This window comes from Gordonia sp. LMA484, from assembly GCF_058129505.1.
Map to the genome: position 1 here is coordinate 4,160,384 of NZ_CM176700.1, position 22,202 is coordinate 4,182,585.

Below are 22,202 nucleotides of genomic sequence, written 5' to 3' on the forward strand. Positions count from 1 at the left end.
TCACCTGGATCGCTTCATGACCCGATCGGCAGCCGCCCAATGCTCCTCGGCCACCCAGAGTTCGGCGAACTCGTGCACCGCCTCGTCAGCCGTCGCACCATTGATCACCTTCTTGATCCCGGCCGCCGGGGCCGAGGCGAGTGACTCGGCGACCGCACGCCAGTCATGGTCGAAGGTGTCGCGCGGGAAGACCTCGTCGATCAAGCCGCACCCCCGCGCGTCGGTCGCCGACAGCAACTGCCCGCTCCCCGCGAGAAGCAGTGCCCGCGGTCGGCCCACGAGCGCGGCCAGCCGCTCGGCGCCACCCCACGCGGGCATGATGGCCAGCGTCGACTGGTTGAAGCCGATCTTGATGTCATCGGCGGCGAGTCGGATGTCGGCAGCCGTGGCGAACTCCGCACCGCCACCGAGGGCGTGACCGTTGAGCGCCGCGATGACCGGCGCCGGGAAGTCGACGAGACGTTGACAGATCGTGCGCATACGCCAGGCCATCGCGCGGGCATCGTCGAGCGTCCGCAGCTTCGCGAGCTCCTTCAGATCACCCCCGGACACGAACACGCGGTCGCCCCCACCGGTGATAGCGAGCGCCCGGGCGCCGGCCGCCGCATCGATGGCCTCGTCGAGCTCGTCCATCGTCGACGGCGCGATGGCGTTGCGCGCCTCCGGGCGGTCGATCGTGATCACGGCCAGCCCATCGACCGTCTCCAACTTCACCATGAAAATCGCTCGCTCTCCACTAGTGAGATTGCTATTCTCGTTTCAAGAGAACAATATCATCATCCAATCCGGGGTCGACGTCGATGCATCGGAGCGCCGCCCCGGTCAGACCCATGGGGGATTCATGACCAGGCAGGTACCGGTCGAACTGGCCGAGAAGTACATCGCCAACGGCTGGTGGACCACCGACACGGTCGGCGACCTCCTCTCACAGGGACTGCGGGAGTCGCCCGACACCGCATTCCGCATCCACTCGTCTGTGCGCCCGTGGGCAGGCACATTCGCCGAGGTGGAACACGTCGCCCGGCGTCTCGCCGCCGGTTTGCGTGCCCGCGGAGTCGGACCGGGAGACGTCGTCGCCTTCCAGTTGCCGAACTGGATGGAGGCCGCCGCCACGTTCTGGGCGCCGGCCTTCCTTGGTGCAGCGGTCGTGCCGATCGTGCACTTCTACGGCCGCAAGGAGGTCTCCTACATCCTCGAGGAGGTCTCGCCGACGGTGTTCATCACCGCGGAGCGCTTCGGACGACTCGAGTACGACCTCTCGGTCTGCGCCGACGTCCCCATCGTCGGCGTCATCGACCGCGACTTCGACGAGCTGCTCGCCGACGAACCGATGCCCGACACCCTGCCCGTGGACCCGGCCGCACCTGCACTGGTCGCATTCACCTCCGGCACCACGAGAAACCCGAAAGGCGTTCTGCACAATCACTATTCACTGGTCCATGAGACACGCCAGCTCGCCCAGTGGTATCCGCCCGATCGAGGTCATCAACTCACCGCGGCACCCGTCGGTCATTTCATCGGCATGATCAATGCATTCCTGATCCCGGTGCTCGACGGCACCGACATCAACCTCACCGACGTCTGGGATCCCGGACAGGCCCTCGACCTCATGCTGTCGGCGGATCTGACCGTCGGGGGCGGCGCCACCTACTACATGACCAGCCTCCTCGAGCACCCCGACTTCACGCCCGAACATCTTCCGTCGATGAAATACGCCGGCCTCGGTGGCTCGTCGGTCCCGAGCGCGGTGACCACACGGCTCGCCGACCTCGGAATCACCGTCTTCCGCTCGTACGGAAGCACCGAACATCCGTCGATCACCGGATCGCTGTATGACGCACCCGAGGACAAGCGACTGCACACCGATGGCCGTCCGCTGCCCGGAGTCGAGGTCAAGCTGGCTGATGACGGCGAAATCCTCAGTCGCGGACCAGATCTCTGCATCGGCTACACCGATTCCGACCTCACCAACCGGATGTTCGACGACGCCGGCTGGTACCACACCGGCGACATCGGGGTGATCGACGAGGACGGCTATCTCAAGATCACGGATCGCAAGTCCGACATCATCATCCGCGGCGGCGAGAACATCAGCGCGCTGGAGGTCGAGGAGGTTCTCCTCGGCATGGACGAGGTGGCCGATGCGGTCGTCGTCGCAGCGCCCGACGACCGCCTCGGCGAGCGCGCCGCCGCCGTCGTACGCATCACCGCCGGACACACCGCACCGACGCTGGACGACCTCCGCCGACACTTCGCCGACGTGGGGCTGGCGAAGCAGAAGTGGCCGGAGGAGATCCATGTGGTCGACGACTTCCCGCGGACCGCTAGTGGCAAGATCCAGAAGTTTCGCATCCGCGAGGACATTGCTAGTAACCGGTGAAGAGAATAGTATTCTCGCAAGTAGCAAAGGAGAGTTTCATATGTCACCAAGCCAGCTGCCTTACCCGCTGTTCGACGCGGACAACCATCTGTACGAGACGAAGGAGGCACTCACCAAGTTCCTGCCCGACAAGTACAAGAAGGCCATCCAGTACGTCGAGGTGGAGGGCCGCACCAAGATCGCCATCCAGGGTCAGATCAGCGAGTACATCCCCAACCCGACGTTCGACGTCGTCGCCCGCCCGGGCGCCATGGAGGACTACTTCAAGAACGGCAACCCCGAGGGCAAGAGCAAGCGCGAGATCTTCGGCAAGCCGATCAAGTCGCCGCCCGCGTTCCGTGAGCCGGCTCCGCGTCTGGAGTTGATGGACGAGCTCAAGATCGACCGGACCCTGATGTTCCCGACGCTCGCCAGCCTGGTCGAGGAGCGGATGCGACACGATCCCGAGCTCATCCACGCCGTGGTCCACTCGCTCAACCAATGGCTGTATGAGAACTGGTCGTTCAACTACAAGGAGCGGATCTTCACCGTTCCGGTCATCAGCCTGCCGATCGTGGACAAGGCGATCGAGGAACTCGAGTGGTGTGTTGAGCGCGGCGCCAAGGCGATCCTGGTGCGTCCGGCACCGGTCCCCGGTTTCAAGGGACCGCGCTCTTTTGCCCTGCCGGAATTCGACCCGTTCTGGAAGCGTGTCGTGGAACTCGACGTGCTCGTCACGCAGCACTCCTCCGACAGTGGTTATGCCCGCTACAACCAGGATTGGGACGGCACCGGCACCGAGATGCTGCCGTTCGTGACCAACGCGTTCCGGATGGTCAGTGAGTGGCGGCCGATCCAGGACGCGGTGGCCTCGTGGGTGTGCCACGGTGCCCTCTTCCGCTTCCCGGAGCTGCGGATCGCCGTGATCGAGAACGGCGCCAGCTGGCTACCGCACGTCCTACAGACCCTGACCGACGTCTACAAGAAGGCGCCGGAGGGGTTCGGCATGCAGGACCCGGTGGCCGCGATCAAGAAGAGCATCCACGTCAGTCCTTTCTGGGAAGAGGACTTCAGCAAGCTCACCGCACTCATCGGTGCCGAGCGGGTGCTGTTCGGTTCGGACTATCCGCATCCCGAAGGGCTGGCCGAGCCCACCACCTACATCAGCCACATCGAGCATCTGCCGCTCGAGGACCAGAAGCTCGTGATGGGCGGCAACTTGGCGCGGCTGCTCAAGGTATGAGCTGGCAGACCATCCCCGAGATGGTCCTCTCGTCCGACGACCGCTTCGGTGATGCCGAAGCGGTCGTCGACGGCTCTATGCGCTTGACCTTTCGCGAGGCAGTCCAGCGCATCCGCTGTGCAGCAGGCGCATTCGCTGACATCGGGATCGACAAGGGCGATCGTGTCGCGATCTGGGCACCGAACTCAGCCGAATGGATCATCGCCGCCTTCGGGCTGTTGACCGCCGGCGCCATACTCGTTCCGGTCAACACACGCTACAAGCACGATGAGGCCGCGGACATCCTCATCCGCAGCGGCGCCAGGGCCGTGTTGGTCCAGAAGGACTTTCTGGGGCTCGACTTCGACGCGCCCGCAGGAATCCGCGTCATCGACATCAAGAGCGATTTCCTCTCGAGCGGAACACCTTTCGAGTCAAAGGTGTCCGGCTCGGACATCGCCGACATCATGTACACCTCGGGCACCACAGGGCGCCCGAAAGGTGTCATGATGAATCACCAGCAGGTTCTACGCCTCTTCGCCGAATGGTGCGACCTCGCCGACCTGCGTCAAGGCGACCGCTACCTGATCGTCAACCCGTTCTTCCACATGTTCGGGTACAAGGCCGGTGTCATCGCATCCTTCCTACGCGGTGCGACGATCTATCCCATGGCCACCCTCAATGTGGATGGCGTGCTCGAGATGGTCGAGACCGAGAAGATCACCATGCTGCCGGGGCCACCGACCCTGTACCAATCGCTGCTGTCCGCGACCGACGGATCACGGGACCTCTCGTCGTTGCGTGCGGCGGTCACCGGGTCTGCCGACATCCCCGTCGATCTCATCCGTCGCATCAAGCGCGACCTCCCCTTCGAGACCATCATGACGGGCTACGGACTCACGGAAGCCGGCACGGTGACCGCGTCCCGACCCGGCGACACCTTTGAACAGATCGCGACGACCGTCGGAAAGCCGTGCGACGACATCGAGATCCGCATCGCCGATGACGGCGAGGTACTCATCCGTGGGTACAACGTCATGCAGGGGTATCTCGACGACCCGGAGGCGACCGCCGCCGTCATGGACACGGATGGCTGGCTACGGACCGGCGATCTCGGCGAGATGACCGACGGCGGCCGACTCCGCATCGTCGGGCGCAAGAAGGACATGTTCATCGTCGGCGGCTTCAATGCCTATCCCGCGGAGATCGAGAGCTACCTGCTCGAGCACCCCGCGGTCGAGCAGGTAGCGGTGATCGGGGTGCCGGACGAGCGTCTCGGACAGGTCGGGAAGGCATTCGTCGTTGCGCGATCGGTGATCTCGGAGGACGAGTTGATCTCGTGGAGCCGAACACGGATGGCCGGGTTCAAGGCCCCGAGGTCGATCGCCTTCCTCGATCACCTCCCGACGAACGCCACCGGCAAGGTGATGAAGGATCTTCTGCGCTGACCCCATCCACCCCACCCGCCGATCGAGGAGCCACCCCCACCCGCCGACCGAGTAGCCAGCGATCCCCCCGCTGATCGAGTAGCCGGCGAGCGGCAGCGAGTCGGCGTATCGAGATCGCCCGCCCGCCAACGCAACCCGCTCACCAATCACGCGCTTCCCAGCGGCTCGACCTCAGCACAGCACGGTGCCGCGGCAGCGATGTCCTACTGGACTCCCTTGCCGCCCAAGGCATTTACCGAGACCGCCCGGTTGACGCTTATCACTACTCCGAACTCAGAGAGATCGCTTGTCGCGGACACGCGCTCACCGCCGCTCGAACCGAGTCGTGCGTCCGCTCCGGTGGACGCTCTTCCCACACCGCGACATCATCGTCGCCGACTTCGAACACATCGGGTGCGAGCAGCGCGCACAGGCCATGACCCTCACACAATCCCCTGTCCACGTCAACGCGCAGTTCATCCTCGGTCACAACGGTCTCCTCCGGATCTTCATGGACACTCGTATCGGGCGTGCTCATAGAGCAGCCGCCGACGCCGTCTACTTCAGCAAGCTGCCGGCGTCCACGGCCAGGGGGAGTCCCGTGACGAATCGGGACTCATCGGATGCGAGGAACAACACCGCGTTACTGATGTCGCGAGGTTCCACCCAGCCGGTCGGCAGCACATGCATCATTTGTGCGACAACCTTGAGATCCTCCGGCCCCGGAGCCTCGAGGTCCGGACGGAACATCTGCATGGTCCCCTCGTTCATGAACATCGGCGTATTCACATTCGTGGGGAGGACCGAGTTGACTCGAATCGACTGGGCTCCAAGCTCGACCGCGAAGCTGCGCATCAGTCCGATGACACCGTGCTTGGCTGCGATGTAGTGGCCGGTATTCGGATAGGCTTTCATCCCACCAACCGAGCTGGTCAGGACAATCGATCCGCCGCCAGCTGAAAGAAGATGGGGAACACCCGCTTTCACGGTCTTCCAGACACCCGAGAGATTGACGTCGATCATATCCTGCCAGTCGGTCTCGCTGGTTTTGTCGAGCGTCTCACCCCCGTTTCCGATCCCGGCATTGGCCACGATGACATCGAGATGGCCGAGCTGCTCAACACCGTTGTCGAGCGCCGCCTTCACAGCGTCGTAGTTGCGGACGTCTACCTCGGATGCGATGATCCGCCGATTCTGCTGCTTGACCAACTCCACCGTCTCAGCGAGGTCCTCGGGAGTCGACGGGGCGATCGAGGTGTCATTCGTGACCGCACCACAGATGTCCACCGCAATGATGTCGGCTCCCTCTTCCGCCAGCCGCACCGCGTGGCTTCGCCCCTGCCCACGCGCAGCGCCGGTCACAAACGCGACCTTACCCTCCATACGACCAGCCATTGATCTACCAACTTTCTAAATTCGTGATTTGATTGAGTTGCGCCCCAGCCGGGTTCGCACCGCGTCGGCACAGATACCGAACGCCTGTTCAGAAGTGTTACACGGGTCACATCCGGTGTCAACAGCCGAGTGCCCTGAAACCCATTGGCAATAAACTGTTTTCATAAACCACGATCGCCTCGCAATCCAGGCTTAGCCCGGATACACCAGCACACGATTCGAACTCGTTACTACAGCACGCGTTAAAGACCCTGTGCCGCAACTACCTCCAGGGCCTGCAGGGTTTCAGGTGACGGCTGAACCGACAGCAGCGCAACAAGACTGTCGAGCAATTGACTCACATGCACCGCGTAGCTGGGCACTGGCTCGCCGAGCGCCTTCGTTCGATGCCGGTCGACGCATGCGTGCACGCACATCGCACTGGCCTGTTTGATCCGGATCTCGCGTAGCTCGTCGGGCACACCATCCAGCAGCGCTCCGACGCGGTCGTAGTACGCCTGCTCGGTCTGCCGGTTTGCAGCGGGCAACTGATGCAACGGATGCAGGCTATTTCCGAGCTGTTCGATGAACTGCAGGTAGTAGCAGTTTTCATCCTCGCCGAGCTCGATAAGCGGCAGATGATGCGCCTCGACAACAGCGCGCAGGTCCTCCAGGTTGGCTCGCGCGAACAGCAGAGCCCGCCGGCGGTCAAGGTCATCGACCCGGTTTGCCAGAACCGCCGTGACCAACGCCTCCTTGGAACCGAAGTGGTATTGAACAGCCGACTTGTTCGACGTACCCGCCTCAACTGATATCTGCCGCAACGGAACTCCGTCGAGTCCATGGCGCGCGTAGAGCCGCTCCGCGGTCACTATCAGTCGCTCCTTGGCGGATCGGCCATCTGTCGGCATAAATCAATCAAACCATAGACAAATTAGGTCTGTCGACTTAATATTCAGACACCTGAACTGAGAGGTGGATCACATGACCCGCGGTTCCCTAGACTCCTGCGACGTCCAGAGCACCAACACCCCAGCAGTCCTAACACCGTTTGAACAGGCACGACACGACTGGCTTGACGGCCAGGTCTGGACCCGGCCTGGATTGGGGCGGCGTGAACGTCGCTGGGTGACGCTGACATGCGTGGGTGCCGCAGACGCCCCACGACCGATAGAAGATCAGGTCGACCAGGCGCTGCGCAGCGGCGACATGACCATCGACGAGATGCTCGAGTTCGTTCTCCACTTCGCTGTATACAACGGTTGGCCAAAGGCTTCGCACATGGAGGGAGTGATCCGGCGCGCCTGGGCGGCGATCGATCGCGAGGCCGGCGGAACCGGACAACTACGCAAACCCGAGAACTCGAGCCTCGGGATCACCGACTGGGATGCCCGAATCGCTGATGGTGCAAAAGAATTCGCCTCAGTTAATCTGATCGATGCACCCGGAGCGGATACGCCCTACATCCATGCCGGAATCCTCAACTTCGTATTCGGCCACGTCTGGCAACGACCGGAGCTCAGTCGTCGCGACCGTCGATTCATCACTGTCGCATCTGTCGCCGTCTGCGACGCGCTGACACCCCTGCATTCACACACCGGCTCGGCCCTGGAGTCCGGTGACATCACCAAGTCTGAGATGGACGAGGTCGTCCTGCAACTCGCCGCGTATTCGGGGTTCGCCAAAGCCGAAGCCCTGCACGGTGCCAGCGAAGACGCCTGGGCGCGCATCCATCCCTGAGCGAACTACCTGATCGTCTCATCACATCGCCACGGCCCTCGGCCGCCTGTACGAAAGAGGACAACACCATGTCAGGACTGGACGGACGCGTTGCGTTCATCACGGGAGCAGCACGCGGCCAGGGGCGCGCGCACGCCGTACGCCTCGCCCAAGAAGGCGCGGACATCATCGCTGTGGATATCTGCGAGAACATCCCCTCGATGACCTATCCGAACTCTTCGGCCGAAGATCTCGACGAGACCGCTCGCCTGGTCGAGAAGGAGGGACGTCGGATCGTAACGCGAATGGCAGACGTCCGCGACTTCGATGCGCTGTCGGCCGCGTTCCAGGAGGGTTACCGCGAGTTCGGCCGAGTCGACATCATCATCGCCAACGCCGGCATCATCAAGATGGGACCCGAGGATCCGGAGAACTTCCTCGCGGAATGGAACGATGTCATCGACACCAACCTCACCGGCGTCTTCTACACCATTCGAGCGGCCTTACCGGCGTTGCGCGAGGGCGGCCGCGGTGGGTCAATCGTCATCACAAGCTCCTCGGCCGGCATCAAGGCATCCGCCTCCATCAACGCGAGCGGGAACGCCTACGCCTCCGCCAAGCGAGGTGTGGTCGCGCTGATGCAAGGACTTGCCAATTACTTGGCACCGGAATGGATTCGAGTCAATACGATCCACCCGACGGGCGTGGCCAGCGGGATGACGCTCAACGACGCGATGCAGCAACTGATGGCGCAGGCAGCCGCCGGTGGAGCGAACACCATCTCCGGAATGCAGAATGCACTGCCGATTCAGATGCTCGAACCCGAAGATGTCGCCGGCGCAGTCGCATATCTGGTATCCGACGAGGCAAAGTTCATCACCGGGACACAGTGGGCGCTCGACGCGGGATTCACTGTCCGATGACGCTCGGTACGGCTCCCCAGAACAGAGGGCAATCATGAGTGTCGCACTCGAGCAACGTGACTCCGACGTGCTGCCCACCGGCCTACTGATCGGTGGCGAAAGTGTCAGTGCGACATCGGCAGGCACCCACGACCACATCTACCCGGCCACCGGTAAGCCCAACGCCACCATCGCCCTCGCCGGGCAGGATGAAGTCGATCGCGCTGTCGCGTCCGGGCGGGAGGCGCAACGCGAATGGATGTCGATGCCGATCGGACGGCGCCGCGATGTCTTGTTCGATCTGGCCGACGCGGTGCACGACAACATCGACACACTTGGCCGACTGAGCATCCATGATTTCGCGGTGCCCCTGCGTACCGCTCCGGGGCACGCCATGCTCGCGGAAAGCTTCATCCGGTACTACGCGGGCCACGTCGACAAAGCGCACGGCGCAGCATCGCAGGTCTCCGCCAAGTTCGACCTCAACCTCATCGAGCGTGAGCCCTACGGCGTGGTCGGCGTCATCGCACCGTGGAACGGGCCCATGGTGGTCGTCGGCCTGAGTGTTGCACCAGCGCTCGCCGCGGGAAACGCGGTGATACTCAAGCCATCCGAGCTGTCGCCCTTCAGCGCATTGCGGTTCGGCGAGATCTGCCTCGAGGCAGGATTACCGCGCGGATTGGTCAACGTGTTGCCGTCGGATCCTGATGGTGGACGCGCGCTGGTTACACATCCGGGGATCAGCAAGATTCACTTCACCGGCGGCGGCACCACCGCACGCGAAGTATTGATCGCCGCTGCGGCCAACCTCACGCCTGTCGCCACCGAACTCGGCGGGAAGTCGGCAAACATCATCTTCGCTGATGCCGACCTCGACCAGGCGGCGATTCTCGCGGCGTGGCAGGGCCCCCTCGGACAATCGGGACAAAGCTGTGCGTGTGGCAGCCGCATCCTGGTGCACAACGATGTCCACGACGAGTTCATGCAACGCTTCCTGGCGGTGTTGGATTCTGCACCGATCGGGGATCCGTTCGATCCCGACGTCATGGTGGGCCCAGTCGTCAGCGAGCCGGCAATGCGTCGCATCCTGGGTGTCATCGATGGCGCGGTTCGCGACGGGGACGGCACTCTCGTCACCGGTGGTCGTCGCATCGGCGGAGAGCTGCGCGATGGCTACTACATTGAACCCACGGTCTTTTCCGATGTCGACAACCGGTCATCTCTCGCGGGCACCGAAACCTTCGGACCGGTGGTGTCCGTCATGCGGTTCCGCGATGATGACGAAGCGATCTCGATCGCCAACGACACCGACTACGGCCTCAATGCCTATGTCCAGACGGCAGATCTCAGTCGGGCACACGCCATGTCACGCGCGCTGCAATCGGGATCCGTCTGGATCAACAGAAACAGCGACATCTCTCCGCAAGGCCCGTACGGCGGTTTCAAAAAGAGCGGGACCGCACGGTCCGGCGGTATCGAGGGCCTGCACGAGTTCCAGCAGGTGAAGAACACTCGCATCGGCCTCTAACGGTCGAGTCCACGCGGGTATTGGTAATCAGCTCTATTCACAAACTCAGCCCTGCTCAGCATTCTGAAAGGTCCAGCAAACGATGACAAATCCCGCCACCGTCGACTATTTTTCGGACAGCGACGTGTCACAGAACCCGTACGACTACTGGGACCGCTTGCGTAGTCAGGGGCCGGTGACCCGCGAGCCCTACCAGAACGTCATTGCCGTGACGGGCTATCAGGAGGCGAGCGAGGCGTTCAAGGACACCGACTCCTTCTCCGCCGTCAACGCCATCGGTGGTCCGTTCCCACCGTTGCCCTTTGAACCCGTGGGCGATGACATCACCGACCAGATTGAAGCGCATCGCCACGAGTTCCCGATTTTCGAGCACATGGTCACGATGGACCCACCCGACCATCAGAAGGCCCGATCCCTGCTGCTTCGGCTGCTGACTCCGCGGCGGCTCCAGGAGAATGAGCAATTCGTCTGGGATCTTGCCGACCGTCAGATCGACGAGTTCATCGAGAACCACCGGTGCGAGTTCCTCGGCGAGTACGGCAAGCCCTTCGCGACCCTCGCCATCGCCGACCTCCTGGGAGTGCCCGAGAGCGACCGAGACGAGGTCCGCCGCAATCTGGGGGCGGGCAACGCACCCGGAAGCAGGGTAGGGGCACTTGATCACGAACCTGTCGGTAGCAACCCTCTGCAGTACCTCGACGATCTCTTCGCCGGGTACGTCAATGCTCGGCGTGAGGAGCCCCGCGACGACGTCCTCGGCGGTCTGGCCACGGCCACCTACCCGGACGGATCGATCCCCCCGGTCATTGAGGTTGTGCACCCGGCGACCTTCTTGTTCGCCGCAGGTCAGGAGACGGTCACCAAGCTCCTGAGTTCGGCCCTGCTGGTTCTCTGTGAACGTCCAGACCTGCAGGAGCAATTGCGTGCCGACCGAAGTCTGATCGTCCCTTTCATCGAGGAATCGCTCCGGATGGAAAGCCCCACAAAGGTCGATTTTCGGCTGGCGCGGAAGTCGACAACACTCGGCGACGTCGACATCCCTGCAGGCAGCGTGATCATGCTCTGCTTGGGTGCTGCCAATCGTGACCCACGAAAGTTCGACAATCCCAACGAGTTCCGACTCGATCGGAAGAACGTGCGCGAACACATCACGTTCGGTCGCGGTATCCACACCTGTGCCGGCGCCCCACTCGCCCGTGTCGAGGGACGGGTGACGATCAATCGGCTCCTCGACCGCATGACCGATATCAGGATCGACGGGACGGCGCACGGCCCGGCCGGGCAACGCAACTTCACCTATGAGCCCACGTTCCTGTTGCGCGGCCTGACCGAATTGCACATCGAGTTCGACGAGAAGGACTGACCATGACGAACATCGTGGACAACATTCTGGATGAGCTCCGCGGCCGTCCCGGTGACGGCGATGTCATCACGATCATCAACCCCGTCACCGAGGAGCCGATCGCCGAGTTCATAGACGGCGGCGCAAAAGCAGTGGACGAAGCGGTTGCACGCGCCCGCGCTTCGTATGAATCCGCGGTCTGGCATGGGCTGCCCGGAAACGAGCGAGCCAAGATCATGTGGCGGATCGCCGATCTGATGGAGCAGCACGCCGGTGACCTCGCCGCGCTCGACTCACTGAACACCGGGATGAACTTCGAACAGGCCAAATCGATCATGGGTACGAGTGCTGAGGTCTTCCGGTACTACGGAGGCTGGTGCACCAAGCTGAACGGCATCGCGCACGACGTTCAGATGACCGGTGGTATCACCGGCGCATACTCGAACATGCACGCGTACACCCTCAAAGAGCCTTACGGGGTCGTGGGTCTCATCTTCCCGTGGAACGGACCTGTCTTCAATGCCGCGGCCAAGCTTGCACCGGCACTCGCCGCCGGCTGCAGCTCGGTCGTCAAACCCGCTGAAGAGACTCCCCTTTCGGCGATGCTCCTGGAGCGCATCCTAGCCGAGGCCGGTGTGCCCGATGGCGTCGTGAACCTTGTCACCGGATACGGCCACACTGCCGGTAAAGCACTGACCGAGCACCCCGACGTCGACAAGATCGCGTTCACCGGTTCGACCGAGGTCGGCAAGCAGATCGTCGCGGCATCGTCCGGCAACCTCAAGCGCGTGACGCTGGAACTGGGTGGGAAGTCCCCAGTTCTCATCTACGATGACGCCGATCTGGAGAAGGCCGTCATGATGGCGGCGATGGGCATCTTCATCCACTCCGGGCAGGGCTGCATCTGCGGATCACGGATCTTTGTCCAACGGGGAGTGTACGACCAGGTGGTCGAAGGCTTGTCGATGGTGGCCAACGGGGTCAAACTCGGAGGCCCCGAGGAAGATGACACGCTCATCGGTCCGCTGATCAGTGAAAAGCAACTGAATCGGGTGATGGGATTCATCGACGGCGGTAAGGGCGATGGCGTCGAAGTGGTGACCGGAGGCCATCGCCTCGACCGCCGCGGCTATTTCGTTCACCCCACCGTCGTCACCGACGTGGCACCCGCGATGCCGCTCTACCAACAGGAAATCTTCGGACCCGTCGTAGCCGTCATGCCTTTCGACGATGACGAGCAGGTCGTCGAACTGGCCAACGACTCCGACTACGGGTTGGCCGCGACAGCATGGACCACTGACGTCGGGCGGGCGCATCGATTGGCAAAGCGCCTGCAGGCCGGGACCGTCACCGTCAATTGTCAGATGGTGTTCGACGCATCCATGCCGTTTGGCGGCTACAAGCAATCCGGATGGGGCCATGAATGGGGCCGAGATGGCGTCGAGAGCTACCTCCAGACAAAGACTGTTTACACCCAACTCTGAGGATCCGGAGGCGATATGAGCATCCTGAGCGAAGAATTCGCGCGTCCCGATGCGCTGCTCTCCAGCAAGGGCACCCGCGTAGCCCGTTCCATGCGACGTCATCCTCTGCGATATCGGATGGCGGTCATCGCGACCGACCAGTTGGAGGCCGTTGTGTACTCCGGTGGTTGGCTTTTCGACCAGTCGATGGCCGGGTGGGACGTCAGCGTCCACGTGCTCGAGGACGGACCGACCTTGCCGCTGTCGATACTGGGGGCAAGCGTGATCAGCGCACGTTCGTCGCGCGATGATCCGTCCGATCACCTACGACCACCCCGCTCGTGGGTGCTATCGGCCAACCTATTCCGCACCGATCAACGGATTCGGGCTACGGTCACGGCGGCCATGGGCCGCAACCAGGCAGATATTCGACTCTGGGGCCACGGATTCACCGACGACCTCGAGCATCAGACGGTGCCGGCACGACATCACCTCAGTAATGCCGCGCGCGCATTCAAACGTCGCGCTCTCGAGGCCGCCGGCATGCCAGGTGACCTGGCACAGTCAGTGGAGGAGTTGTGTCGTGTCGGCCCTGCTTCGATCGACCTCGATACGCCGCCGCGATCGACCATCACTCACCCCACCCGCTGATCGAGTAGCCCGCGAGCGACAGCGAGTCGGCGTATCGAGATCACCCACCCCTCCGAACAAGTCATCGACTCTCGACCTGTCCACTGCCGGCGGATGCCACATCGAGAACAGCGCGCGCAGCAACCACGCCGCCGTCGACGAGTAGATCGGTACCCGTGATGAAAGCGGCGTCCGGGCCGAGCAGGAAGGCGGCCGCCGCAGCGATATCGCCCGCCGTCCCCGCTCGCCGGCACGGTGAGGCCTCAAGCATGGATCGCATCGACGCACCGGAGTCACCGGCGAGCTCGTCCCGACCCTGGCGCGTGGAGATGATGCCGGGACTGATGGAGTTGATGCGAGCGCCTCGGCGTCCCCAGTGGACGGCCGCCGCCGCCATGCGCAGTTGGTTGGCGCGCTTGGCGATGGCATAGGCATGAGCCGCCGACGGGAATGTCCCGACATCGAGAAATGAGAGTGACAGCAGATCATCTGCGGGCGTGAGGCGAAGTGCCCGCTCCATGTCTGCGGTGAGTCCCGGCGCAGCGAACGTACCCGCCATACTTGCGATCACGACACCGGACCCACCTGGCGCGATGACCTCACCGAACTCGTCGACGCTGAAGGCCACACCGGCGAGGTCGACGCCCAGAATCGCGGCGGTGCCCGACTTTGCCGCGGACACGCCCGCCGTGTGGATCACCTGCATGATCGGACCGAGCTCGGCCGCCGCGCGGGCGAGCTCGGTGACTGAATCATGCGACGACACATCGACCGTCATCGGTGTGACGTCATAGCCATCTTCGGCCAACGCGTCCTGGGTTCGGGCCAACAGCTCCGGGTCATGATCTGCGAGAACAATCTTCGCGCCCGAACCGACGCGGCGGGTGATCGCCTGGCCCATACCGCCGACACCCACTGTCACCACCACATTGCCGGTCATCTGGACTCCTTCGATCATGCGAACTGGGCCGTCCACGCGGGGACGTTGGCTGACAAGAACCGGTACCGATACGCTTACGGGCCACGCAGGATTGTGACGGCCGCAACCGATGTCGGTCCCCCGACGTTGTGCGCCAATCCGATTCGCGCGCCGTCGACCTGGTTGGCCGCTGTGCCGCGCAGTTGCTCGAACAGCTCGACGCACTGGCCGACGCCGGTTGCGCCGGGCGGGTGACCTTTCGACTTGAGACCGCCGCTGGTGTTCACCGGGATCGAACCCCCGATCGTCGTCTCGCCGGCCTCGAGCAACTTGTACCCCTCGAACCTGTTGGCGAATCCCAGATCCTCATAGCTGATGAGCTCGATCCCGGTGAAGAAGTCGTGTACCTCGGCGACATCGACATCGGCCGGCGATATGCCGGCCATCGCGAACGCGCGTTGCGCGGCCCGGACCGACGCCGGAAAAGTTGTGAGGTCGGCCTTGTGCTGGTGCATCATCGAGTCCAGCCCGAGACCCACCCCGGCGACCCATACCGGCCGACTGGTGTACCGGTCGGCGACGTCCTCGGACGTCAGGATCAGCGCGGCGGCACCATCGCTGAGTGGCGCGCAGTCGAACACGCTGAACGGTTCGACCACCGTCGGCGCCGACAGCGCCTGCTTGGCGGTGATCTCGAATTGCAGCCTGGCCTTCGGGTTGGTGGCGCCGTGGCGATGGTTCTTGACCGCGATCATGGCCAGATGCTCACGAGTGGCCGGGGATTCGTGAAGATAGCGGTTCACGTGGAGCGCGACACCTGCCGGGGCCACCAACCCCAACGGATACTCCCACGTCATGTCCCGGGAGATGGCCTCCCACTCCCACACGACGTTCTTCGACGCCGTTTCGCGCAACTTGTCGGCGCCGACGACCAACGCCACATCCACGGCGCCCGAGGCGATCGCGTAGACCGCATTGCGGACGGCGTCATTGCCGGTGGCGCACGAGTTCTCCACGCGTGTGACCGGGATTCCGTCGATGCCGAGCGAGTCGGCCACGATACCCGATGCGAAGCCGTCGGTCGGACCGACCGCCCCGAACCAGGCGGCCTCGATGTCGTGCTTGTCGATCCCCTTGTCCACCGATGCCGCGCAGTCGGCGAATGCCATCGGCACCAGATCCCGCACGCCCAGCGCGAAATGCTCCGCGAACGGCGTCATTCCCGCACCGACGACGGCAACCCTCCTCATGCCGCCACCCCTTCCGGTTCGAAGGCGTATCCGTAGTCGGGTACTCCCGACCGCAGCGCCAGCCGCCGGAGAACGAGGCGACCACGGTCGCCGATCCCCACCAATCCGACGTGTGGTCCAGCCACCTTGACCAGGGCACGTACACCCACCTCGTCCAGTTCGACCAGTACGAGAGAGTACGGCGACGGCAGCCCGGGTACCGGGACGTGGACGGTGGCCTCGGAGTACACCACCCCCACGCGCGGCAACGGCACGAGTTCGTAGTCGGTGTGCAACGCACCGTCGGTGTCCACGTGATAGCGCGGTGGGAAGTCGAGGACGTCACTTCCGGCGAACTTTCCTGCCTCCCAACGCACCTTGGCCTCGAAAGCCCGCTCGTAGGCGGCCAGAGAGATCCGGAGCTCGTCGTCGGACGCAACCGGCTCCTCCGACTTCGGCCGGGCCGACGGTTCCCGCCGGTACACCATCGCAGCACCGGCAGCGACCGCGGTCCCGGATAGGCTTCCCTGCTCCACGGCCACGAGGGTCCCGGTCAGTTCCCGGTCAGCCATGACGGCCAGCGCGAACAGGGCCGCACTCGCACCGGTTGTCGGGAGGGCCGCGTCCACCTCGGCGAGCCGAGTCGCCTCCTTACGTTCGACGCCGGCCACGATCGTCGGTTTCTCAAGCCACGATGCGGCCAGCGATGCCACCAGCCCGCGGTCGTGCAGCAGCCGCGGGTCCCCGTAGTCGTGGACGGCACCCGCGATGTTGCGGGTGCGCACCGGAAGACTGCGTGAGATCCGCGCATTGGTTCGCACGCCGAGACCTCGCTCGGCGGTCAACACCGCTGCGGCCCCGGCAGGTTCGAGGTCGACGCCGATGATCAACGTGCGCGACCGTGCCGAGCTCAGGGCGTCCAGAGCCGCGGGTGCGCCGCCGACTCGCTCGGTGACCTCGAGTTCGGGGTCGAGGTCCAGACCGGCCAGCAGCACGGCCGCGTTGCTGCTCTCCCACAAGGGAAGGTCACGACTCACCAACACCACCGACTCGGCCACGCCGCCTCCGCTCAGCGCCGCTCGGCCGGCCTCCACCGCGAGCGTGATGGCATCCTCGTCCTCGCCGGTGACGCGACGGTCGGCGGCGCCCCAGCACGGGAGATATGTTCCGATCGAGGTGATGTTCGGCATCGCACTTTCCCTTCCTGTCCGCCTTCGGCGGTTGTCGTGGGGCGGAGCGGTCCCCTACCCCTGACGAGGCCCGGAGCGCTAGCGCAGGACCGTCACCTCCCGATCCCTGAGGAGGTCCGGAGCGCAGGACCGTCACCTCCCGATCCCTGAGGAGGTCCGGAGCGCAGGACCGTCACCTCCCGATCCCTGAGGAGGTCCGGAGCGCAGGACCGTCACCTCCCGATCCCTGAGGAGGTCCGGAGCGCTAGCGGAGGACCGTCACCTCCCGATCCCTGAGGAGGTCCGGAGCGCTAGCGGAGGACCGTCACGAAGGGCGGCCCTTCGTGACGCTTCGCTCGTTCCTCGCGAGGCTCCTCAGGGAGCGGTGAGGGCGTAACGCCTTACTCCTCACGGATCGCGGAAGCTCCTCACGTCACCGCGCCCTCAGTCTTCAGCTCAATGATGCGGTCCCAGTCCATCCCGAGTTCCTGCAGGATCTCGTCGGTGTGTTCGGCGAACCCCGGAGCCGCGCCGACTGCTGCGGACTCCACATCGAACTGCACCGGGTTGCCGACCAATTCGAGGTCGCCGGCCTGGACGATGTAGTCGTTGGCACGGATCTGCGGATCGTCGCCGACCTGACGCGAATCCTGCACCGGCGCCCAGGGCCCGGCGAGGGTGGCGAACCGCTCGGTCCACTCGGCGAGAGTGCGCTCGGCGATGATCTCGCGGAGGACCGCGACGGCCTCAGCGGTGTTCTCCGCCAACAGTTCCCCGCTGGAGAATCGCGGATCCTCGGCGAGTTCAGGCCGCTCCACGTGCTTGCACACATCCGGCCAGAACTTGCCGGCCTGCAGCATGACGAACGAGATGTAGCGGTCGTCGGCGGTCTTGTACAGGCCCGACAGGGGATTGGTCGGCGAACCATGGCCGCCCTGCTGTGGCGCCTCCATCGGCTTGTCGAGGTGCAGCGACAACGCAACCGTGTGGCCCATCGACCACAGACCGCTACCCAACAGCGACACGTCGACCACCGAGGACTCCCCCGTGCGTTCCCGCTTCAGCAATGCTGCGGCGATACCACCGGCCAGGTTGGTGCCCGAGATCGTGTCGCCGAACGCGGGTCCCGGTGGGCTGATGAGACCTTCGGTGTCCGGCGGGGTGAGGGTGGCCGCGATACCACCGCGGGACCAGAAGGCCGTCATGTCGTAGCCGCCCTTGTCGGACTCCGCGCCACGCGGACCCAGGGCACTCCCCCGCGCGTAGATGATCGATGGATTCACCGCACGGATGTCGTCGACATCGATCCCGAACCGCGCCCGCGGTCCGGGCAGGAAGCTGGTGAGGAAGACGTCGGCCTTGCGCACCAACTCGTAGAGAACCTCGCGACCTTCGGGTCGCGACATGTCCAGCCCGATGCTGCGTTTGCCCCTGTTGGCGTGTTCCACATTGGGATTCAGATCGCCTTCGATGCGGAACTGGCCGGTCTGACGCAGGCCACGCTGCGGGTCACCGGTCACCGCGTGTTCGACCTTGATGACCTCGGCGCCCCACTCACGCAGCACGGCGCCGGCCGACGGGACGAACCCGTACATCGCAACCTCGAGGATCGTCATACCCTCCAACGGCTTCACGACTCCACCGCCTCGGCGAACGCCTTGATCTCGGTGAACTCGTGCAGGCCGGCCATCCCCATCTCACGACCGATCCCGGATTCCTTGTAGCCACCGAACGGCACGTCTGCGCTGAAGTAATTGCCGCCGTTGATGCTGAACGTGCCGGTCCGGATGGCACGACCCACGGCGATTCCACGATCGCGGTCGGCGGTCAGGACACCCCCGGAGAGCCCGTACTTCGAGTTGTTGGCGATCTCGATGGCATGCTCGTCGCCATCGTGTGGGATCAGCGCCAGAACCGGACCGAAGACCTCCTCTTGGGCGATCTCGCTGTCGGGGTCGACGTCGGCGAGCAGCGTTGCCGCATAGAAGAACCCGGGATCGATCCGCTCTCCACCGCGCACCAGCCGGGCACCCGCCTCGATGGCACGCTGCACCATGCCGTCGACCTTGTCGCGCTGCTTCTCGCTGATGAGGGGACCCATGTAGGTCTTGTCATCGGATGGGTCGCCGACCGTCACGTGCTCGAGCATTCCGCCGATCATCTGCGCGAGTTGGTCGTGCTTGTCCCGGGGCACGATCACCCGCGTGGTCAACGCACAACCCTGACCCGCATGGGTACAGATCGTGAATGCCGCGAACTGCGCAGCCTTCATCAGATCCGCGTCGTCGAGCACGATCAGTGCCGACTTCCCTCCGAGTTCGAGGAACACCCGCTTGAGTGATCCCGCGGCGTCGGCCATGATCTGCTTGCCGACGGGCGTGGACCCGGTGAACGTGACGACATCGACGTCGGGATGGGCGACCATCGCTTGCCCGACCTCGACCTGCGAGGACGCGAGCACGTTGACGACTCCAGCCGGAATGTCGGTGTGCTCGGCGATGATCTCGCCGAGCGCCAGGGTGACCAACGGTGTGTCGGGTGCTCCCTTCAACACCACCGTGCAACCCGCGGCCAGAGCCGGCGCGATCTTCGCCAGCGCCAGTTGATTCGGGTAGTTGTAGGCGACGATCGCCGCGACCACGCCGGCCGGTTCCCGTTCGGTCCAGCGTCGATGCTGCTGGCCGCGGATCTCGATCGAACCGAGTTCCTCGGTGGGCGAGTAGTTCTCGAGCAGGTCGGCGTAGTAGCGAACGATTCCGATCGGGACCTCGAGCTGATTGCCCTTGGTCAACATCCTGGTGGCGCCGACCTCGGCAATCGTCAGCTCACGAAGTTCCTCGACATTGTCGAGGAGCGCCTTGTGCAACTGGCCGAGGCACCGTGCCCGGAGTTCGACGTCGGTGGCCCAGCCGGACTTCTCGAATGCCGTGCGGGCCGCGGCGATCGCCGCGTTCGCCTCATCCACACCGGCATCGGGTGCCGAGCCCAGCACCGCCCCGGTCGCCGGGTTGATCGACTCGAAGGTTGCTGCCGAATCGCGAAGGTGTCCGTCGATCAGCAGTCGCTTCCCACTCACGCCGGAAGCACCGATCCCATCGACCGCAGCCGACGTGCCGCTCGTCATCGTGTCCTGGGCCACCACATGCCCTCCAGTCCTTGTTGGAAATGTCATTCTCGTATATGACTAACGTCACATTCGCATAGAATCGCCGAGTACGCAAGGTTGCGAGCCGCCGCCCCACTCCAGTGGCAGCGGAGCGCAAATCCCGCTTCCGCAGCCAGGTATTACACCGCAACCCTTGCCGATTACTGTTTTACGAGAGTACCGTTCTCACACATGGAAGGGAGATTCTTGTGATCGAAACCTCAGCCCTCACCCCCGCGATGGGTGTCAAGGTCACCGGCGTCGACGATCTGCGTGATCCCGCGGTTATCGGCCATTGCCTCGAAGCCCTGAAATGGCGCGGGGTCCTGCTGATCCGCGGACTGCACCTCGACGACGACGCCCAGGTGGCGTTCAGCAAGCAACTCGGCCCGGTGCTTGCCCCCGCCGGCAAGGAGGTGTTCGTCGTTTCGCTCGACCCGGCCAAGTCCCGGTCGGCCGACTATCTGCGGGGAACGTTCAACTGGCACATCGACGACACCACCAATGACATTCCGGCGAAGGCCACCATGCTCACCGCGCGGCACGTCGCGATGGTCGGTGGCGGCACCGAGTTCGCGAGCACCTATGCAGCCTACGAGAACCTTCCCGAGCAGGACCGCAAGCGCTACGAGGGGTTGCGTGTGGTCCACAGTTTCGAGGCCTCACAACGTCTCGTGAATCCCGACCCGACAGAGGAGCAGGTGGCGGGATGGCGTCAACTGCCGACTCACGAGACCTCGCTGGTATGGCAGCGTCGTGACGGCCGCAGGTCACTGGTGATCGGCGCGACCGCCGACCACATCGTCGGTATGCGCGCGGAGGAAAGCCGCGAACTCCTCGACGAACTCCTCGCGTGGTCGACCCAGGAACGATTCAGCTATGTCCACGAGTGGGAGAAGGACGACGTCGTCATCTGGGACAACACCGGGATGCTGCACCGGGCTCTGCCTTACGACCCGAAGTCCGAACGACTGATGCACCGCACGACGATCGCCGGAGACGAGGCGTGGATGTGAAGAACGCGATCGTCACCGGCGGAGCCTCCGGCATCGGTCTCGCCGTCGCCGAGCGCCTGCGCAGTCAGGGCTACCACGTCGGCACCATCGACCTGACGTCCGACTCCGACGATCCCCTCGCCCAGCCGGCCGATGTGACCGACCCGGAGCAGGTGGGGTCAGCATTCTCGGCGATTCGAGAAGCCCTGGGTCCCATCACCATTCTGGTCAACGCCGCCGGCATCGACGGATTCCAGAAGTTCACCAGGCTCAGCTTCGACGAATGGCGCAAGGTCATCGACGTCAACCTCAACGGAGTCTTCCACACGATCCAGGCCGCCCTGCCGGACATGCTCGACGCGCAGTGGGGCCGCATCGTCAACATCTCATCGTCTAGCGCTCATTCTGGGCAGCCCTATATGGCGCACTACGTGTCGGCCAAGTCCGCGGTCAACGGACTGACCAAGTCCCTGGCGCTCGAGCTCGGCCCCGAAGGCATCACCGTGAACGCGGTGCCCCCTGGGTTCGTCGACACCCCGATGTTGCGGAACGCCGAGGGACTCAAGCGACTCGGAGGCACCGTCGACGAACACATCCAACGCACCCCGGTCCGTCGGGTCGGCCGTCCCGAGGACATCGCCGCCGCCTGCGCCTTCCTCATCTCCGAGGACGCGGGCTACATCACCGGACAGATCCTGGGCGTCAACGGCGGACGCAACACCTGACCACCACACCCGCTGTACCGCAAGTAATCACATCCATCATTCAGAGCACGTTCG

The 22,202-nt window shown here is 64.0% G+C and carries 20 protein-coding genes; 11 read left to right on the forward strand and 9 right to left on the reverse strand.

The genetic code is table 11. The annotated features are described in order from the left end of the window. Positions 1 to 717, reverse strand: coding sequence for an enoyl-CoA hydratase/isomerase family protein (locus tag AC4AMJ_RS18385; protein ID WP_489899587.1), 717 nt, complete (start codon positions 715 to 717; stop codon positions 1 to 3). A 124-nt stretch (positions 718 to 841) separates the two neighbouring features. Between AC4AMJ_RS18385 and AC4AMJ_RS18390 the strand changes: the two genes are divergently transcribed. The 3 genes from AC4AMJ_RS18390 to AC4AMJ_RS18400 are packed head-to-tail and all read left to right on the forward strand — an operon-like array spanning position 842 to position 5,029. Next, positions 842 to 2,380, forward strand: a complete 1,539-nt coding sequence (locus AC4AMJ_RS18390) for an AMP-binding protein (RefSeq protein ID WP_489913769.1) — start codon at positions 842 to 844, stop codon at positions 2,378 to 2,380. Positions 2,381 to 2,420: 40 nt separating this feature from the next. After that, on the forward strand, positions 2,421 to 3,602 hold the full coding sequence (locus AC4AMJ_RS18395; protein WP_489899585.1) for an amidohydrolase family protein: 1,182 nt from the start codon (positions 2,421 to 2,423) through the stop codon (positions 3,600 to 3,602). Then, positions 3,599 to 5,029 (forward strand): FadD3 family acyl-CoA ligase, encoded by a 1,431-nt coding sequence (locus tag AC4AMJ_RS18400; protein ID WP_489913771.1) that lies wholly within the window; start codon positions 3,599 to 3,601, stop codon positions 5,027 to 5,029. Before AC4AMJ_RS18395 ends, AC4AMJ_RS18400 begins: the two co-directional genes overlap by 4 nt. Positions 5,030 to 5,291: 262 nt before the next feature. Here the strand turns inward: AC4AMJ_RS18400 and AC4AMJ_RS18405 are convergent, their stop codons facing one another. The 3 genes from AC4AMJ_RS18405 to AC4AMJ_RS18415 all read right to left on the reverse strand — a co-directional run bounded on the left by AC4AMJ_RS18405 (position 5,292) and on the right by AC4AMJ_RS18415 (position 7,254). Then, a complete protein-coding gene (locus tag AC4AMJ_RS18405) occupies positions 5,292 to 5,546 on the reverse strand; it encodes a ferredoxin (RefSeq protein WP_489899583.1) in 255 nt (84 codons plus the stop codon). Between the two features lie 20 nt (positions 5,547 to 5,566). Then, entirely contained in the window at positions 5,567 to 6,403 is an 837-nt protein-coding gene (locus tag AC4AMJ_RS18410; protein WP_489899582.1) for a mycofactocin-coupled SDR family oxidoreductase, read from the reverse strand. 242 nt (positions 6,404 to 6,645) lie between these two features. Beyond that, positions 6,646 to 7,254 carry a TetR/AcrR family transcriptional regulator gene (locus AC4AMJ_RS18415; RefSeq protein WP_489899581.1) on the reverse strand — a complete coding sequence of 203 codons (609 nt, stop codon included), beginning with the start codon at positions 7,252 to 7,254 and terminating at the stop codon, positions 6,646 to 6,648. Positions 7,255 to 7,366: 112 nt separating this feature from the next. On the opposite strand from AC4AMJ_RS18415, the gene AC4AMJ_RS18420 reads away from it, so the two are divergent. The 6 genes from AC4AMJ_RS18420 (at position 7,367) to AC4AMJ_RS18445 (ending at position 13,987) form a co-directional block, all read left to right on the forward strand. After that, on the forward strand, positions 7,367 to 8,122 hold the full coding sequence (locus AC4AMJ_RS18420) for a carboxymuconolactone decarboxylase family protein (RefSeq protein WP_489913773.1): 756 nt from the start codon (positions 7,367 to 7,369) through the stop codon (positions 8,120 to 8,122). Positions 8,123 to 8,190: 68 nt separating this feature from the next. Continuing rightward, a complete protein-coding gene (locus AC4AMJ_RS18425) occupies positions 8,191 to 9,024 on the forward strand; it encodes a mycofactocin-coupled SDR family oxidoreductase (RefSeq protein WP_489913775.1) in 834 nt (277 codons plus the stop codon). Between the two features lie 34 nt (positions 9,025 to 9,058). Next, entirely contained in the window at positions 9,059 to 10,531 is a 1,473-nt protein-coding gene (locus tag AC4AMJ_RS18430; protein ID WP_489899578.1) for an aldehyde dehydrogenase family protein, read from the forward strand. A gap of 82 nt (positions 10,532 to 10,613) precedes the next feature. Continuing rightward, a complete protein-coding gene (locus tag AC4AMJ_RS18435) occupies positions 10,614 to 11,894 on the forward strand; it encodes a cytochrome P450 (protein WP_489899577.1) in 1,281 nt (426 codons plus the stop codon). Between the two features lie 2 nt (positions 11,895 to 11,896). Then, complete coding sequence (locus tag AC4AMJ_RS18440) at positions 11,897 to 13,357, forward strand: aldehyde dehydrogenase family protein (RefSeq protein ID WP_489913777.1); 1,461 nt, start codon at positions 11,897 to 11,899, stop codon at positions 13,355 to 13,357. Between the two features lie 15 nt (positions 13,358 to 13,372). After that, the gene (locus tag AC4AMJ_RS18445) at positions 13,373 to 13,987 is read left to right on the forward strand and encodes a hypothetical protein (RefSeq protein ID WP_489899575.1); all 615 of its coding nucleotides are present in this window, start codon (positions 13,373 to 13,375) and stop codon (positions 13,985 to 13,987) included. 61 nt (positions 13,988 to 14,048) lie between these two features. On the opposite strand, the gene AC4AMJ_RS18450 is transcribed toward AC4AMJ_RS18445, so the two are convergent. The 5 genes from AC4AMJ_RS18450 to AC4AMJ_RS18470 form a co-directional block, all read right to left on the reverse strand. Continuing rightward, a complete protein-coding gene (locus AC4AMJ_RS18450) occupies positions 14,049 to 14,906 on the reverse strand; it encodes an SDR family oxidoreductase (protein WP_489899574.1) in 858 nt (285 codons plus the stop codon). Positions 14,907 to 14,980: 74 nt separating this feature from the next. Further along, the gene (locus AC4AMJ_RS18455; RefSeq protein WP_489913779.1) at positions 14,981 to 16,135 is read right to left on the reverse strand and encodes a thiolase C-terminal domain-containing protein; all 1,155 of its coding nucleotides are present in this window, start codon (positions 16,133 to 16,135) and stop codon (positions 14,981 to 14,983) included. Next, positions 16,132 to 17,304, reverse strand: coding sequence for a Zn-ribbon domain-containing OB-fold protein (locus AC4AMJ_RS18460; RefSeq protein WP_489913781.1), 1,173 nt, complete (start codon positions 17,302 to 17,304; stop codon positions 16,132 to 16,134). The genes AC4AMJ_RS18455 and AC4AMJ_RS18460 overlap by 4 nt, the downstream gene beginning before the upstream one ends. A 407-nt stretch (positions 17,305 to 17,711) precedes the next feature. Next, on the reverse strand, positions 17,712 to 18,917 hold the full coding sequence (locus AC4AMJ_RS18465; RefSeq protein WP_489913783.1) for a CaiB/BaiF CoA transferase family protein: 1,206 nt from the start codon (positions 18,915 to 18,917) through the stop codon (positions 17,712 to 17,714). Next, positions 18,914 to 20,455 (reverse strand): aldehyde dehydrogenase family protein, encoded by a 1,542-nt coding sequence (locus AC4AMJ_RS18470; protein WP_489913785.1) that lies wholly within the window; start codon positions 20,453 to 20,455, stop codon positions 18,914 to 18,916. The genes AC4AMJ_RS18465 and AC4AMJ_RS18470 overlap by 4 nt, the downstream gene beginning before the upstream one ends. 182 nt (positions 20,456 to 20,637) lie before the next feature. Between AC4AMJ_RS18470 and AC4AMJ_RS18475 the strand changes: the two genes are divergently transcribed. Together AC4AMJ_RS18475 and AC4AMJ_RS18480 are read left to right on the forward strand one after the other, a co-directional pair. Beyond that, entirely contained in the window at positions 20,638 to 21,444 is an 807-nt protein-coding gene (locus AC4AMJ_RS18475) for a TauD/TfdA dioxygenase family protein (protein ID WP_489899569.1), read from the forward strand. Beyond that, positions 21,441 to 22,148 carry an SDR family NAD(P)-dependent oxidoreductase gene (locus tag AC4AMJ_RS18480; protein WP_489918463.1) on the forward strand — a complete coding sequence of 236 codons (708 nt, stop codon included), beginning with the start codon at positions 21,441 to 21,443 and terminating at the stop codon, positions 22,146 to 22,148. Before AC4AMJ_RS18475 ends, AC4AMJ_RS18480 begins: the two co-directional genes overlap by 4 nt. The last annotated feature ends 54 nt before the right edge of the window (positions 22,149 to 22,202 follow it).

Bases quoted from the DNA above. Each gene is read 5' to 3' on its own strand.
- AC4AMJ_RS18470 (WP_489913785.1), bottom strand. From the start codon at position 20,455: ATGACATTTCCAACAAGGACTGGAGGGCATGTGGTGGCCCAGGACACG.
- AC4AMJ_RS18395 (WP_489899585.1), top strand. From the start codon at position 2,421: ATGTCACCAAGCCAGCTGCCTTACCCGCTGTTCGACGCGGACAACCAT.
- AC4AMJ_RS18455 (WP_489913779.1), bottom strand. From the start codon at position 16,135: ATGAGGAGGGTTGCCGTCGTCGGTGCGGGAATGACGCCGTTCGCGGAG.
- AC4AMJ_RS18410 (WP_489899582.1), bottom strand. From the start codon at position 6,403: ATGGCTGGTCGTATGGAGGGTAAGGTCGCGTTTGTGACCGGCGCTGCG.
- AC4AMJ_RS18450 (WP_489899574.1), bottom strand. From the start codon at position 14,906: ATGACCGGCAATGTGGTGGTGACAGTGGGTGTCGGCGGTATGGGCCAG.
- AC4AMJ_RS18400 (WP_489913771.1), top strand. From the start codon at position 3,599: ATGAGCTGGCAGACCATCCCCGAGATGGTCCTCTCGTCCGACGACCGC.
- AC4AMJ_RS18440 (WP_489913777.1), top strand. From the start codon at position 11,897: ATGACGAACATCGTGGACAACATTCTGGATGAGCTCCGCGGCCGTCCC.
- AC4AMJ_RS18430 (WP_489899578.1), top strand. From the start codon at position 9,059: ATGAGTGTCGCACTCGAGCAACGTGACTCCGACGTGCTGCCCACCGGC.
- AC4AMJ_RS18445 (WP_489899575.1), top strand. From the start codon at position 13,373: ATGAGCATCCTGAGCGAAGAATTCGCGCGTCCCGATGCGCTGCTCTCC.
- AC4AMJ_RS18425 (WP_489913775.1), top strand. From the start codon at position 8,191: ATGTCAGGACTGGACGGACGCGTTGCGTTCATCACGGGAGCAGCACGC.
- AC4AMJ_RS18420 (WP_489913773.1), top strand. From the start codon at position 7,367: ATGACCCGCGGTTCCCTAGACTCCTGCGACGTCCAGAGCACCAACACC.
- AC4AMJ_RS18405 (WP_489899583.1), bottom strand. From the start codon at position 5,546: ATGAGCACGCCCGATACGAGTGTCCATGAAGATCCGGAGGAGACCGTT.
- AC4AMJ_RS18435 (WP_489899577.1), top strand. From the start codon at position 10,614: ATGACAAATCCCGCCACCGTCGACTATTTTTCGGACAGCGACGTGTCA.
- AC4AMJ_RS18385 (WP_489899587.1), bottom strand. From the start codon at position 717: ATGGTGAAGTTGGAGACGGTCGATGGGCTGGCCGTGATCACGATCGAC.
- AC4AMJ_RS18460 (WP_489913781.1), bottom strand. From the start codon at position 17,304: ATGCCGAACATCACCTCGATCGGAACATATCTCCCGTGCTGGGGCGCC.
- AC4AMJ_RS18390 (WP_489913769.1), top strand. From the start codon at position 842: ATGACCAGGCAGGTACCGGTCGAACTGGCCGAGAAGTACATCGCCAAC.